The organism is Paenibacillus sp. FSL L8-0436 (assembly GCF_038593025.1).
Lineage (GTDB): Bacteria > Bacillota > Bacilli > Paenibacillales > Paenibacillaceae > Paenibacillus_AQ.
This window is the reverse complement of record NZ_CP151955.1, coordinates 5,006,783-5,020,657: the sequence shown is the minus strand read 5'-3', so window position 1 is coordinate 5,020,657 and position 13,875 is coordinate 5,006,783. Positions and strand designations below refer to the sequence as shown.

Annotated in this window: 15 protein-coding genes; 9 read left to right on the top strand and 6 right to left on the bottom strand. The window is 49.5% G+C overall.

Annotation, left to right across the window (positions count from 1 at the left end):
- Window positions 1-118: 118 nt before the first annotated feature.
- Window positions 119-340 carry a hypothetical protein gene (locus NSS79_RS23070; protein ID WP_076108951.1) on the bottom strand — a complete coding sequence of 74 codons (222 nt, stop codon included), beginning with the start codon at window positions 338-340 and terminating at the stop codon, window positions 119-121.
- Window positions 292-621 carry a sigma factor-like helix-turn-helix DNA-binding protein gene (locus NSS79_RS23065; protein WP_038594678.1) on the bottom strand — a complete coding sequence of 110 codons (330 nt, stop codon included), beginning with the start codon at window positions 619-621 and terminating at the stop codon, window positions 292-294. Before NSS79_RS23065 ends, NSS79_RS23070 begins: the two co-directional genes overlap by 49 nt.
- 191 nt (window positions 622-812) lie before the next feature.
- Here NSS79_RS23065 and NSS79_RS23060 point away from each other — a divergent pair, with 191 nt between their 5' ends.
- Window positions 813-1,022 carry a hypothetical protein gene (locus NSS79_RS23060; protein WP_038594676.1) on the top strand — a complete coding sequence of 70 codons (210 nt, stop codon included), beginning with the start codon at window positions 813-815 and terminating at the stop codon, window positions 1,020-1,022.
- A gap of 203 nt (window positions 1,023-1,225) precedes the next feature.
- Here the strand turns inward: NSS79_RS23060 and NSS79_RS23055 are convergent, their stop codons facing one another.
- Window positions 1,226-1,576 (bottom strand): hypothetical protein, encoded by a 351-nt coding sequence (locus NSS79_RS23055; RefSeq protein WP_342436297.1) that lies wholly within the window; start codon window positions 1,574-1,576, stop codon window positions 1,226-1,228.
- Window positions 1,577-1,781: 205 nt separating this feature from the next.
- Here NSS79_RS23055 and NSS79_RS23050 point away from each other — a divergent pair, with 205 nt between their 5' ends.
- Window positions 1,782-3,362: a sigma-70 family RNA polymerase sigma factor gene (locus tag NSS79_RS23050; RefSeq protein WP_342440423.1), complete on the top strand. Its 1,581-nt coding sequence runs from the start codon at window positions 1,782-1,784 to the stop codon at window positions 3,360-3,362.
- A gap of 122 nt (window positions 3,363-3,484) precedes the next feature.
- Here NSS79_RS23050 and NSS79_RS23045 read toward each other — a convergent pair whose 3' ends face one another.
- Complete coding sequence (locus NSS79_RS23045) at window positions 3,485-4,420, bottom strand: aldo/keto reductase (protein ID WP_342436296.1); 936 nt, start codon at window positions 4,418-4,420, stop codon at window positions 3,485-3,487.
- 190 nt (window positions 4,421-4,610) lie between these two features.
- Here NSS79_RS23045 and NSS79_RS23040 point away from each other — a divergent pair, with 190 nt between their 5' ends.
- The 7 genes from NSS79_RS23040 to NSS79_RS23010 all read left to right on the top strand — a co-directional run bounded on the left by NSS79_RS23040 (window position 4,611) and on the right by NSS79_RS23010 (window position 12,402).
- The gene (locus NSS79_RS23040) at window positions 4,611-4,922 is read left to right on the top strand and encodes a hypothetical protein (protein WP_342436295.1); all 312 of its coding nucleotides are present in this window, start codon (window positions 4,611-4,613) and stop codon (window positions 4,920-4,922) included.
- Window positions 4,923-5,135: 213 nt separating this feature from the next.
- Window positions 5,136-6,194, top strand: coding sequence for an iron ABC transporter permease (locus tag NSS79_RS23035; RefSeq protein ID WP_342436294.1), 1,059 nt, complete (start codon window positions 5,136-5,138; stop codon window positions 6,192-6,194).
- Window positions 6,195-6,196: 2 nt separating this feature from the next.
- Window positions 6,197-7,231 carry an iron ABC transporter permease gene (locus tag NSS79_RS23030; RefSeq protein WP_342436293.1) on the top strand — a complete coding sequence of 345 codons (1,035 nt, stop codon included), beginning with the start codon at window positions 6,197-6,199 and terminating at the stop codon, window positions 7,229-7,231.
- Window positions 7,232-7,278: 47 nt separating this feature from the next.
- Window positions 7,279-8,319: an NAD(P)/FAD-dependent oxidoreductase gene (locus NSS79_RS23025; protein WP_342436292.1), complete on the top strand. Its 1,041-nt coding sequence runs from the start codon at window positions 7,279-7,281 to the stop codon at window positions 8,317-8,319.
- Window positions 8,320-8,518: 199 nt separating this feature from the next.
- Entirely contained in the window at window positions 8,519-10,090 is a 1,572-nt protein-coding gene (locus NSS79_RS23020) for a spore germination protein (RefSeq protein WP_342436291.1), read from the top strand.
- The gene (locus NSS79_RS23015) at window positions 10,080-11,288 is read left to right on the top strand and encodes a Ger(x)C family spore germination protein (RefSeq protein ID WP_342436290.1); all 1,209 of its coding nucleotides are present in this window, start codon (window positions 10,080-10,082) and stop codon (window positions 11,286-11,288) included. Before NSS79_RS23020 ends, NSS79_RS23015 begins: the two co-directional genes overlap by 11 nt.
- 16 nt (window positions 11,289-11,304) lie before the next feature.
- The gene (locus tag NSS79_RS23010) at window positions 11,305-12,402 is read left to right on the top strand and encodes a GerAB/ArcD/ProY family transporter (protein WP_342436289.1); all 1,098 of its coding nucleotides are present in this window, start codon (window positions 11,305-11,307) and stop codon (window positions 12,400-12,402) included.
- A 4-nt stretch (window positions 12,403-12,406) separates the two neighbouring features.
- On the opposite strand, the gene NSS79_RS23005 is transcribed toward NSS79_RS23010, so the two are convergent.
- Window positions 12,407-12,634, bottom strand: coding sequence for a hypothetical protein (locus NSS79_RS23005; RefSeq protein ID WP_342436288.1), 228 nt, complete (start codon window positions 12,632-12,634; stop codon window positions 12,407-12,409).
- A gap of 184 nt (window positions 12,635-12,818) precedes the next feature.
- The gene (locus NSS79_RS23000; RefSeq protein WP_342436287.1) at window positions 12,819-13,826 is read right to left on the bottom strand and encodes an ABC transporter substrate-binding protein; all 1,008 of its coding nucleotides are present in this window, start codon (window positions 13,824-13,826) and stop codon (window positions 12,819-12,821) included.
- Window positions 13,827-13,875 lie beyond the last annotated feature (49 nt).

The following is a 13,875-nucleotide window of genomic DNA, read 5'->3' as shown; positions in this document are numbered from 1 at the left end:
AACGCAACTTTAGGTCTGAATGGATCCAAATGAATCGTAATACGGCTTTCCTTTGCAGCAATCTGCTCGTGAGGAGCATGGTGCAGTTGAATAATCTAGTAAACGTATTCCAAGCGTATTAAACTTGCTTTTCGCTATGAATTAATTCCAGAAACTCTACAATAATTTCGGAGGTCACATCTTCCGCCGGCAAATGTATAAATTGACTTAGCCGGAGAATGACCGGCTTGTACAGCTCAATCAGTTGAAGCGTGGCTTCGGGGTCTTTGTTTCTGACCTCGTTCAGCAAATTTAAAAATTCGCGATCTGGGATAGGCGCTGAATCAGCTTCCTTTTCCATTTGTGCACCCCCTGTTGACTGATGTTGAGCTGGCGAGCGACTTCAGCTTCCGTCAAGCCTTCCAAATAGATTTTTTGCAAAATGGATCGCTCGTATGGGGACAGCATGCTGATTAGCTGTTCCGCAGCGATTTTGTTATCTGAAGATTCTGTGAATGAAGGGACGGCAAGCTTGTCATCGTAGCTGTTCTCTTGCCGCTTGATCTTCTTTGCCCGATATTGCAGCCTCCAGCCAATACGGTATATTTCGGTTTTATAGCGGTTATATTCACTCTGCTGCACACCAACACTCCCCTTTCTACTATTTAACGTTTATGTATATAGGGTACTTTTAAGAGGGAAATAACAACCGAAAAAGGAACATATGTTCCTATATATTATACACGTTTTCCAATTTAATGGAATCGGTTGTAAAACAAAGCCCGAAGTTTCCCTTCAATTAAAACGTCGGTTTAGGAAGGGAGGGGAGATTCATGGAAATTGCAGATGTTGTCAGCTTGATTACTAATGTGGGCTTTCCGGTCACACTCTGCTTTATTCTGATTCGTTATGTACTGGAAACGGTAGGGGAGAAGCTGGATAAACTGGATGCTTCGCTTCATCAGCTCACACAGGCTATTCAAACACTGGAAGGCACAGAAAAGGCAGTAGAGTTCAAAAGTGTTAAATCTAAGCAAGTTTGACAAGCGTATCGCTTCAGCACAAAAAGCTTCCCACATGAGGAAGCTTTTTGCCCTGAACTGTAAACTTACTAATCATTGCTGATAGGTTAGCGTATAATATGATTTAGAAAATTGAGGATTCCATTAGCCGCCGATCGCCATCGCGCTAAAAACAACAGGACCGACAACAAATGCAGTCGAGTTATTATCCTGATTTTCAACAATCAGCTGATAATTTTGTGTTCCGGCAGGAACATTGATATCCACCATATGCAGGCTGATGATCCCATCATCGTTAAAGTCTTCTTCATATTCTGCCAGCGCATAGAAAATTTCAACACCTGCACGCCAAATGAGATCAGAATATTCGGGAAATCACCGAGATTGGGAACATCGATACCAATGGTAGCTTTCAATTCCACCTTGTTCGGGAAATGGGCAGGATTTGCGGGATCAATAAACACCGCTACTCCTGCAATCTGCACGCCCGCAGGAGAGATTGGAATCAATGTAGAAATCCCTCCTGTAATTGGTGTGACGACAGTAGCATTATAATCTAAAAGAGTTTTCACCATTTCACATCACCCCCTTCGGTCTTGACACAACATCTTATGTGGGGCCCTGAATTCGGAGTGTGTGGTTGTCTTAATGACTATGCTCATTTTTACTAGATTAAGAGAGTGATGAAGTAGTTTTACCCCCCGCACCAAGATCGTTGTAACCTTTCTTCTCGTAGATGGCACCTATAGTTAAGAACATGTGAAAAGAGGATCGAAAGTGATGCGGCAATGGGTTGAAGAGGCACAACAAGAGAATTCGGAGGCGTTCGGGCAGTTAATGCGGCATTTTCGCGGTATGGCTTATGCTGTGGCTTACGACATGCTGAAAGATGTACATCTTGCTGAAGATGTTGTGCAGGAAGCGTATATTGAAGCTTATTTGAATCTAGGAAAGCTGCAGGAGCCGGCTGCGTTTCCGGGATGGTTCAAGACGATTGTCGTAAGGCAATGCCAGCGGAGTCTGAGACGTAAACGACATATATTGCTGCCTCTTGATGATGCCCTGCACATCTCGGAAAAGTCGCCGGGTGTTGCGGAAATTGCCGAGCGCAGAGAAGGGGAACAGCTGCTGCAGAGAACCGTCGCAGCGTTGTCTGCGAAGCTGCGGGTGCCCATGCAGCTGTTTTATTATTATGGTTATTCCCTTCAGGAGATCTCGGATTATCTGGGGATTCCGGTTTCGGCGCTAAAGAAACGGCTGTATGATGGGCGGTGCAAGCTGAAGGGAGCTCTTCCCGTTGCCGATCTCGCCTCCATGTTCAACTATCTATATGAAGGAGGCAGAAATATGCTGCATATTGTGAACGGAGACAGTGTGGGTGAAATGCTGAAGCAGGGAATTGTCCAGGGAGAGGTGCTGGTCTGGCGGGAAATCTATTCCGCGGGTCCGATATTCGTCAATCCGGCAGGCTCCAGTGAACGGATACAGCGGGCCGGGGTACTGGAGAAGACATTAGGCATTCCTTCTACAGAGTATATAGCAGGGTGTGAGGCACAGGAGGCGAAGATTCGCGAATTCAAACGTTATGATGAAGTAGTACTGTGGTTTGAGCATGATCTGTTCGATCAGAGCATGCTTGCTTATCTGCTGCACTGGTTCAAAGGACAGAAGCTCGGCAGTACGAAGCTGAGCCTGCTCTGCATTGGTGAATTTCCGGGGATTGAGCTGTTTCACGGTCTTGGCCAGCTGACTCCGGCGCAGCTTGGAACATTGTCTGGAACCTGGCAGGGCATTGGACGCAAAGAAATGGAACTGGGCAGCGATCTTTGGCGAGCCTATGCGTCTCCCGATCCTGGAACGATGGCTGCTCTGCTGGAGGAGAGAAGGGGAGAGCTTTCGGCATCTGCGCTGCCCTTTGCCTATGAAGCATTCAAAGCCCATCTCTCAAGGCTTCCTTCGGTTCATAACGGCCTTGGCATCGTAGAAGAGACTACGCTTCAGGCTGTCCGCCACGGCGCGCTTACACCGATGGAGCTGTTCCCTCTGGTTTCCGACAAGCTGCACCGGCTCGGCATGGGTGATCTTGATTTTGGCCGTTATCTGCACACTCTGGTGTATAACCGGCAGCCTCTGCTGACTATAGAGGGAGCAGAGGGAAATACGGATTTCCGGAAGATTCCGGAATTTTGGGGCCGCCGGGTTGCCATCACTGAACTTGGTGAGCGGATGCTTGACGGGTTAGCAGACCGGGTAGAGGTTCAAGGCCTGGACGAATGGTACGGCGGGCTGCATCTGGAGGGTCACACCGTTCCATGGCGCTGGAACAGCTCCTCCGGCAGTTTGATCCGGTCTGAATTGTAAACTCCTCAGGGATTCATTGGCAGGTGCCGGAGGATTTGGGCGCGGGCCAGTCCTATAAAGTTGTAGCCACTTGCATTGATAAAGAAGACCTGAGGGGGATGCCCTCAAGGTCTTCTTTGTGATTACCAGCCCAGCTTCTGGTCTCTAATCTCCGTTATCCAGAGATCCTGCAGCTTCTTGACGTGAGCTTCGGGCATCGCTGCTGTGCTGGCCGATATATTCTCGATCAGTTGGGCACTGTTCCGTACACCGGGGATGACGGTTGTGACTTCAGGATAGGCCAGGATGAATCTCAGAGCAGCCATCGTCATCGTCGTTTCTTCATTGGTTATGAATTTGATTTGCTCCAGAAGTGCTGCACGCTTGCGGATCACTTCCGGCGACCAGCGGCTGCGTACACCTTCGAAGCTGCTCTGGCTGTTATACTTGCCGGACAGCCAGCCGGAGTCGAGGGGGACCTTGACAATAATGGCGATATTGTTATCCTGGGCATGCTTGAACGCTTCGGCAGTCTCCTGATAAAAGATATTAAACATCACTTCCAGCACACCGATGTTCGTATGCTCGATAACTTCCAGCATTTCCGGGATGGAATCTACAGAAACGCCGTAGGTGAGGATTTTACCCTCGGCTTTTAACTTCTCCAGTTCCTCATAATGTCCGTGTTTCCCATCCAGCACATCAAAAGGCGGATTATGGATCAGCACGGAATCGACATAGTCAGTTTGCAGCCGCTGCAAGCTGACTTCAACCGAGGCCCTGATTTGATCCGCGCCATAATTCGAGCTGCCATCCGCCTGATGTCCGAATTTCGTATTGATGACAGCATTCCTGCGTTTGCCGGCTAGAGCTTTCCCAAGCAGCTCTTCGCTTTTGCCAAGTCCATAATTGGGAGCGGTGTCAAAAAAGTTCATCCCTTTCTCCAAAGCTTCATGCACCAGGCGCACCGCCACGTCATCCTCCATGACTTCCCAATCCTGTCTGTTGCCCAGCTGCCATCCGCCGAAGCCGATTTCCGATACGGATTTACCTGTAGGTCCATAAGTTCTTGTGTTCATCGTATTCACTCCCTATAGGATTGATCAATGGTTCATATACATAGCTGCTCATATTTCCAGAAGATTATATTATATTACTAGAATATTGCAACACTGGACACCGATATTCCCTGAGGCATGCAAAGAGCCTGTGAAACATAGGATTGTATAAGAGCTGTCTCCATTCAACTGCAGCAGGAGGGATTGGTGTATGGAAGGGAAGATGAGTGCAATCATTATGCAGATAGACGCTCTTGCAACCGATATCATTATACCTTTGCGCAGAAAAATCATTAATGAGGCCGGATTTATGCGGCTGTATACCGTTCTGGAAGAGGTTTATGTGTGGATTGAGCACGAAAGGCAGATCGACAGGGAGCTGGCGGCCATTTTATTCCTGATCTATTCACAGCTTGTGACCCAGGCTAATTATGTGTATGACAAAAGCACTTTTGTGCCTCATATCGGCAAAATGCAGGGATACATCCGCAAAATATTTGGCGGCACGCTGCAAAATGACTAGTCCCAAGGTACAGGAAATCTCCGTTATCCGTCCTATTATCAAGGAGAGATAACGGAGATTTTGTATTATTTAGGGTGAAAACTTGTCATTTTAACGGAGATTAGAGGTTTTTGAGCGGTGTGCTTTCATTTGTCCATTGCCAAACAACGCCATTTTCATTTACAATATTACAATGATAATGAGAATCAATTTCATAGAAAACGGGTGACTTTAATGAATCAACAGGCAACGGCCAGCAAAAGGCTAATCCAGGGGAGAGATCCGGTGAAGTTCCGTTCACGCCCATGGGCAGCAACGCTGATATTGGTCGGCGGTCTGATTGCATTAGCACTAGGCATTGCGCTTTCGGTCTCGTTCGGAGCCAAAGACATTAACTTTTCTGTAGTGTGGAGCGCTGTGTTTCACTTCAATCCGGATATTACGGATCATCAAATTATCCGCGAGCTGCGGCTGCCGCGCGTGCTCGGCGGGGCTATGGTAGGTGCCAGCTTTGCGGTGGCAGGAGCGATTATGCAGGGGATGACCCGCAACCCGCTCGCGGATTCCGGGCTGATGGGCATAAACTCTGGAGCGGGGTTTGCGCTTGCACTCTGCTTTGCATTCTTGCCGAATTTACCGTTCATGTATCTGATTTTATATGCATTTGTGGGAGCCGGGGCCGGGGCGGCAATTGTGTATGGTATCGGGTCCATGGCCAAGGGTGGCCTTACACCTGCCCGCCTGGTACTTGCCGGAGCGGCCTTCAGTGCGCTGCTCTCTGCGCTCAGCGAAGGCGTAGCTTTATATTTTCAGATTGGACAAGATCTGGCTTTCTGGTATGCAGGAGGCGTAGCCGGTACGAAGTGGATTCAGCTCAAAATTATGTTTCCCTGGATCGGCGGGGCGATTATAGGTGCTCTCATTTTATCCCGCTCCATCTCTATGCTCAGCCTGGGTGAGGATATCGCCAGAGGCCTCGGGCAACGGACGGGTCTGGTCAAATTGGCCGGTGCATTAATCGTGCTGATTCTTGCCGGCTCCTCAGTAGCAGTTGTCGGAGCAGTGGGCTTTATTGGACTGATCATTCCCCATCTGACGCGTTATCTTGTAGGGGTGGATTATAGGTGGATAATCCCTTGTTCCGCCATTCTGGGCAGTCTGCTGACTGTATTTGCCGATCTGACCGCCAGAATGATCAATCCACCGCAAGAAGTGCCCCTGGGCGCTATCATTGCGCTAATCGGTGTGCCTTTCTTTCTGTATTTGGCCCGCAAAGAAAGAAGGGAGCTGTAGTCATGCAGAGAACAACAGCTTTATCCTATGAATCTACCAGACGCAGACGCGGACTGAGCGTTCTGGCTGTGATATTTGCATTAATCGTACTCGTGTTTATTATCAGTGTGAATACAGGATACATACGACTTACTCCTATGGAACTGCTGAACACTTTGCTCGGCAAAGGTACGGACAAGCAGGAGCTGATCCTGTTCGACTTCCGTCTGCCGCGCATCGTGATCTCCGTTCTGATCGGAGCGGGACTTGCCGTGTCCGGAGCAGTCATGCAAGGCGTCTTCCGCAATGACCTGGCGGATCCCGGCATTCTCGGCATCAACGCCGGAGCCGGCCTGATGGTTATGCTGATGGTTTCTTTTTATCCGTCGACGACTGCTGCACCGGTATACCTGCTGCCGCTCGTTGCTTTTGTCGGAGCGGGGCTGACTGCGGCCTTGATTTATGTGCTTGCGTATAAGCGGTATCAGGGGATATCTCCGATCCGCCTGCTTCTGACCGGTGTAGCAGTTGCAGCCGGAATCAGCGCAGCCATGATTGTGCTGACGCTGCGTCTCGATCCTGATAAGTATCAATTTGTCGCTACCTGGCTGGCGGGCAGCATCTGGGGGACCAGCTGGAAATTTGTGCTTTCCCTGCTCCCCTGGATTGTGATTCTGCTGCCCTATGTGATCTACAAAGCACGGGTAATGAATGTGCTTAATCTGGGCGAGCAGACAGCCACCGGACTTGGAGCCGCTGTTACCAGAGAGCAGTTCAAGCTGCTCGCAGCCGCAGTCGGACTCGCAGCTTCTAGTGTCGCTGTCAGCGGCGGGATCGGTTTTGTCGGCCTGGTCGGTCCGCATTTAGCCAGACGTCTGGTGGGTCCGAAGCATCAGCTGATGCTTCCGGCTTCCGCGCTGCTAGGTTCCCTGCTGGTTATCACCGCCGATACGATCGGCCGCTGGATATTGCAGCCCTCGGAGATCCCTACAGGGATCGTGGTTGCTGTGATAGGTGCACCTTATTTTCTCTATTTGCTGGCCCGGACGAAGTCTTGATAGAGACCACAAATACTCAAGCCAAAAACATACGCGGAGGGAAATGTATGAGCAATCAGCTGGAATTATACGATGTAACGATCATTGGCGGGGGACCCGCAGGTATGTATACAGCATTTTATAGCGGCATGAGAGATTTGAAGACAAAGCTGATTGAAGCCAAGGAAGAGCTTGGCGGGAGAATGCTCATCTATCCTGAGAAAATGATCTGGGATGTGGGTGGAGTTACCCCGATCCTCTGCGGCCAATTGATTAAACAGCTGGAGGAGCAGGCCCGGACTTTCGATCCGACTATTGTTCTGGGGCAGCAGATTATTGCTCAGGAGCGGCAGGAGGACGGAACCTATATTCTGACTTCGAATACAGGCGAACAGCATTGGACGCGTACGATCATTCTGGCGATCGGCTACGGTATTCTTCAGATGGCGAAGCTGGAAATTGAAGGAGCGGACCGCTACGAGGTTACGAATCTGCATTATACGGTGCAAGAGCTGGAGCCGTTCCGCGGCAAAGCGGTGCTGATCTCCGGCGGTGGCGACTCCGCGGTAGACTGGGCCAACGAACTTGAAGGTATCGCGGCCAGCGTAACCATTGTGCACCGCAGGGAGCAGTTTGGCGGACATGAGAAGAATATCGCGCGGATGAAGGCTTCCTCCGTAGAAGTACGCGTGCCGTTTGCAGTAAGCCAGCTGCACAGCAGCAATGGAGAGACGATCGACCAGGTGACGGTCAGCCAAATAGAATCCGGGGAAACAGAGCAGTTTGCGGTGGACGCGGTAATTGTGAACCATGGTTTAAAAAGCGATTTCGGGCCACTGAAGGAATGGGGCCTCGATATGGGCGACTGGTGCGCCAATGTCAGCGGGCGGCTGGAGACGAATCTGCCCGGTATCTTTGCCGCAGGTGATTTTGTAGATTACAGCAGCAAGGTCCGCCTGATTGCCGGCACCTTTACCGATGCCGTTCTGGCCTTGAACAGTGCCAAGCTGTATATGGATCCCGATGCACCCAAAGCAGCCTATGTCTCCTCGCATAATGACCGCTTCAAGGAAAAGAACAAGGCACTTGGCGTAAGTGATGAACACTAGCATATAACATAAGGATTGATAAATATGGCTGTCCCAAAGTAGAAGAATCTACGGCGGGGCAGCTTTTTCTGTTTCCGCATGGATAAATTCAGAAATGAAGGATCAGCGGCTGGAAAGCTTTATGCAGCATCTCACACATTCCATAACCTGCATAAAAAGAGAGTAGCAAGTGAATAGTAAAAGGCAGGAGGTGCCGAAGATGGCTAAACGCAACCCAGAACCTAAGCCCGCCGGGGCGCATGAAGGAAGCACTTCAAGCCCCCCGCTCTCCTTAAGCCTAGAGGACAACGTTAAAGTGATTAGATCCAGACTTGGAAACAGCCCGGATCTCATTATACGCGAGTACAAAACAACAGATAATGCCAACCAGATGGTAGCAGTATATATCAACGGCATCATCGACAAGGAAAGAGTAGAAGAGTTCATTACCCATGCCTTTTCGTTTGGAATTCTAGGCGAAGAGAAGTCTGCTGAACTGACAATCTTGGACTTGTTCACCTTTGTGCAAGAAAAGGCGCTTAACATCGGCAAAGAAAAACTCGTTCAGGACCTGAACAGTCTTCTGGAAGCCCTCATGTCGGGAGACACGGTATTGCTGTTCCATGGCCTGAAGGATGCCATCAGCCTAAGTACAAGCGGCGGTGAAAGCAGAGCTGTCACGGAAGCCGCAACCCAGGTAGCCATCCGCGGCTCCAAGGAGAGCTTTACGGAATCTCTTGGCACGAACATTGCCCTTGTGCGCAGAAGAATCAAGAGCCCTGACCTTTGGATCGAGACAATGACCCTTGGGGCTGTAACTAAAACCGATGTCACCATGATGTATATTCACGGACTAGCCCCGGAAGAGACCCTTCAGGAATTCAGGAAGAAGCTTAAGGCGATCCACGTGGATTCTATTCTGGAATCGGGATATATTGAGCAGATGATTGAAGAGAACAGGTTCTCTCCTTTTCCGACGATGTACAATACAGAACGGCCGGACAGCGTGGCCGGAAATCTGCTGGAAGGCAGAATAGCTTTGTTTGTAGACGGGACTCCTTTTGTGCTGATCGCGCCTACAACCTTTCTTATGTTTTTTCATACAGTTGAGGATTACTATCAGCGGTATGATATATCGACATTAATCCGTTTACTTAGATTACTCTGCCTGGTGATTTCCTTATTTGGTCCAGCGGTTTTTGTTGCAGCACTGAATTTTCATCAGGAGATGATCCCCACACCCCTGCTGATTAATCTGGCCTCCCAGCGGGAAGGCGTGCCTTTTCCCACGTTCGTTGAGGCGCTGATGATGGAGGTTACCTTTGAGATCATCCGTGAAGCCGGCATTCGGATGCCTTCTCCCATCGGTCAAACCGTCTCGATTATTGGGGGTCTGGTTCTGGGACAGGCGGCCGTGCAGGCCGGGATTGTGTCTCCTGCCATGGTTATTGTGGTTTCATTAACGGGGATCTCCAGCTTTGCCACGCCTTCCTTTAACATGGCGTTGTCCATACGCGTACTCCGCTTTGTTATCATGTTTATTGCTGCTTTTATAGGTCTTTACGGCATAGCCATTGTCAGCCTGATGCTGGTTGCCCATATGTGCTCCTTGCGTTCCCTGGGTGTTCCCTATCTCTCCCCAATCGCTCCGTTTGCGCCGGGTGATCAGAAGGACGTCATATTACGGACACCTTTGCATTTCATGAAGACCCGCAAACGTTTGATCAACCGCAATAGCGCTGAATCCGGCCAGAGCGGTCAGAACCGGCAGGGAAATAACAATGAGAACTAAAATGCCGGTTCTGCTGACGGTTTGGTTGATCCTATCTCTGATCCTCACAGGATGCTGGAACAGCAGAGAATTAAATGACCTTGCCATTGTGAGCGGTATCGGAATTGATCTAACGGCAAACAACGGGGAATTCCGGGTTACCTTTCAGGTGGTTAACCCGTCGGCTTCGTCTACAAGTATGGGGTCCGGGAACGGAATGCCTGCGGTTACTGTCATTTCTGCAAGTGACCGGACGGTATTCGGGGCATTGCGTAAAGCCTCCAAGCGGGCGACGCGTCAGCTGTTTTTTGCCCATTCTCAGCTCGTTGTTGTGGGTGAATCGCTGGCCCGAAGCGGAATCGAAGGCTTGTTCGATATTTTTGAACGATCACATGAACTTCGCCTGAACTCGCCGGTGCTGATTTCCAGAAATTCAGATGCCGAATCTGTACTCAAGATCTTGACGACGCTGGAGAGTCTGCCCTCCATGGGAGTGGTCAAAAAGATGCAAAATACCTCCAGAGTATACGGAGAGAACCGGAACATGAATGTATTTGAGATCATTAACGGGATCACGGGGGAAGGGGATTTGACGATTAACGGTCTGCGGATTATCGGGGATCCAGCCGATGGGATGAAGAAATCCAGCCTCGAACAATCCGAAACGAAGGCGGGAACAATAATGAGCGGATTGGGTGTCTTTAAGGATGGTAAGCTGATTTATTGGATGGACGGGCCTGCGGCGAGAGGCACTCAATGGGTGCTTAATAAAGTCAGAGAAACGAATATTGATATCGCCTCTGATAATAAAGATGAGGATATTGCTGTCAATGTGCTCTACTCGAAGACCACTGCTAAGGTTGAACTCAGGAACGGTATACCGGTCTTTCATCTGCATATTCGTGAGGAAGGCATTGTAAATGAAACGGGAAGTTATGTGGATTTGAGCCGGAAAGAAGAAGTTATGAAGCTGGAAGCTGAAATGGAGGAGAAAACCAGGGAGGAAGTAGAGCTGGCTATAAGAACCGCTCAAGCGTCTCAAACCGATATCTTTGGTTTTGGCAATGAACTGAAGCGTACCGATCCGGCGACCTGGAACAAGCTAGGGAAGGAATGGAGTACCGCATTTGCACAAGGCGAATTGGATATTCAGGTTGAAGCTTATATCCGTAGTACCGGGATGAGATTGAAGCCTTACATGGCTCCAGAAAAAGAATGAACGGGTGAGCTGATTTATGAGAAAAGAAGTTATCGGACCGGTTCAATTATTTTCCATGATAATACTGTTCGAACTGGGGACGGCGATTGTGGTACCCATTGGGCTGGAAAGCGGACATGCCGTCTGGCTGTCGATCCTGATGGCTCTGCCGGGGGGGATTCTCTTATATTGGATTTACGTCGATTTGTATCTTCAATTTCCCAATATGATTATCAGCGGATACACACAACAAATTCTCGGCAAATGGATCGGCTGGCCGCTGAGTCTGCTGTTTCTTCCCATACTGCTATATAACGGCTCCCGGAATTTGCGGGAAGCAGGAGACCTCCTCATCTCGGCTTCATACGACAGGACGCCTGTGTTTATCATTAATTCAATTATGGTAATCGCCGTAATGTATATTCTATACAAGGGGATCGAGGTGTTTGCAAGAACGTCAGAGATCTACTTTTTTATTACCATCCTTATGGGTTTGCTCTGCAACTTTGTTGTCATTGCGGCGGGGCTGACTAAGTTCAAGAATCTGTTTCCGATTCATGCCGGAGAATGGATGGAAGCACTGCGCTCCGCTTACCCGAGTATATGGATTTTCCCTTTTGGCGAACTTGTCTGCTTCACGACAATACTTCCCCATCTCAACAAAACGCGGAAGGTCAGGAAGACAGGAATCGCCGCCATTCTTTTAAGCGGATTTCTGCTCAGCTTCACGCATGCTGTTGAGATGTCGGTGCTTGGAACAGATATTTACAGCCGCACAACCTTTCCGATGTTTACGACCATTACGCTTGTCAATGTGGCCAACTTTATTCAACGCCTGGATGCGTTTGTTATCCTGACCCTGATTATTGGCGTGTTTTTCAAAATGTCGATTTATTGCTATGCGGCTGTCATGATTGCGGCGGATTTATTTAAGGTTAAGGATACGCGCAGGCTGGTCATCCCGGTAGGGGTTGTAGTATTGTTCACTTCGTTTGTCAGTGCGGAGAATTACCCTGTCCATATGAAAGAAGGCAGTGTTTTCCTCAAGAATATTCTGCCTTTACTGTGTGCTGTCATCCCGATTCTGCTGTTTCTTGTGCACAGGCTGCGGCGCAGATTCGGACTGTACCGGTAAATTCTTATTTCTGCGGAGCTCTGTTCCGTTTGATATAGCCGGCAATTGCGGCAACAATGGGCAGAACGGCAAATACAACCATGATGAACATTTCCTGCAGGGTAGTGGTTGCAAATGTGACATAAAAGGAATGCATCGACATCGTGAAGCTGGTGCCTGACAGCAGATCGACAACTACCAACAGCCAAAATGTTAAAAAAGCGAGCAAAAAATAGATCCCCACAACCTTCATCCGGTTGTCCTCCTTGGCGGCAAGTGTTTGAAAAGTATTGTTCTTTCGGGAACTGTAGACTAGAGGTATTATCTCCATTTCGGGAAGCGGTTAATCAAAGGGCCTCCTGTATACTCCGGGCTGCGGAAGCTGGCCATAAAAAAACCGGCAGACCAGCCAATCAAGGCTAATCTCCGGCTTGTGCTTATTGTCCTTTAGTCAGCCAGTCCGCCAATTCCTCAGTCTGGGATAATACAGCAATAGGGTCATAATACCACGAACGTTCCTCTTTCCATACATAGAGATGATCGTTTTTGACTGCAGGGAGGTTGCCCCAAATAGGATCATCTTTGAAGTCCTGAACGGTGTAGTTGTTATCGGTCACGATGAGATAATCCCCTGCATACTTGTTAAGCACCTCTGTCGATAATTCCGCCCATTGCTTCTCCATGATCTCGGCGGCGACTTCGGTTGGAGGCTTGCGGCCCAGCGCCTGGTAGACCGGCTGTCCGCCCCGCCCGAAATTGTCCCCGTAGACCCAGGTGGTTTTTTCTGAATGCTCCAGGATACTGAAGGTTGCATCTGCAGGAATGGCTGCATCTACCTTAGCCTTAGCAGCGGCGATACGTTTGTCGTATTCGGCCAGCCAATCATTTGCTTGCTGTTCTTTGCCCAGCAGCTCACCGAAATAGGTCAGTTCCTGATGAGCATCTTTTAGATCCCCGTAAGGTACAATGACCGTTGGCGCGATTTGGCTTAAAGCCTCATAGCTGTCGGCATTGCCGGAGATAATCAGGTCCGGATCCAGCGCGAGGATTTTCTCGGGCGACATCTTTCCGTAGGTTCCGGTATCCGCCACACCTGTAAGGGATTCCTTGTAGTACATATTTTGCAGCGTCAGGCCAGGAGCGCCGACGGGAATGGTGTCCAGTGCAATCAGGCTGCCCAGATATTCCTCGGCAACGATCCGCTTCGGCTGAACGGGGATTTCAATATCGCCGTTTACAGTTGTCACTGTTTTGAAGGATGCCGGTGCGGTTGTTTCTGCAGGCTGCTGTGAAGGTGCCGGAGCTTCGGCAGCACTTCCTGAATTAGTTGCGGAGCCAGTGCTCTGGTTGCTGCCACAGGCTGAGACCAGAAGAGTCAGGGTCAAGAGCAGCGGGTAGACGAGCCAGCGCTTCCGGGTGTTGCTGTTATGTTGCTGGTTAATCAACTTATAGGCCTCCTTATGTAGAACGATTATCATTCTCATTTACACTTTA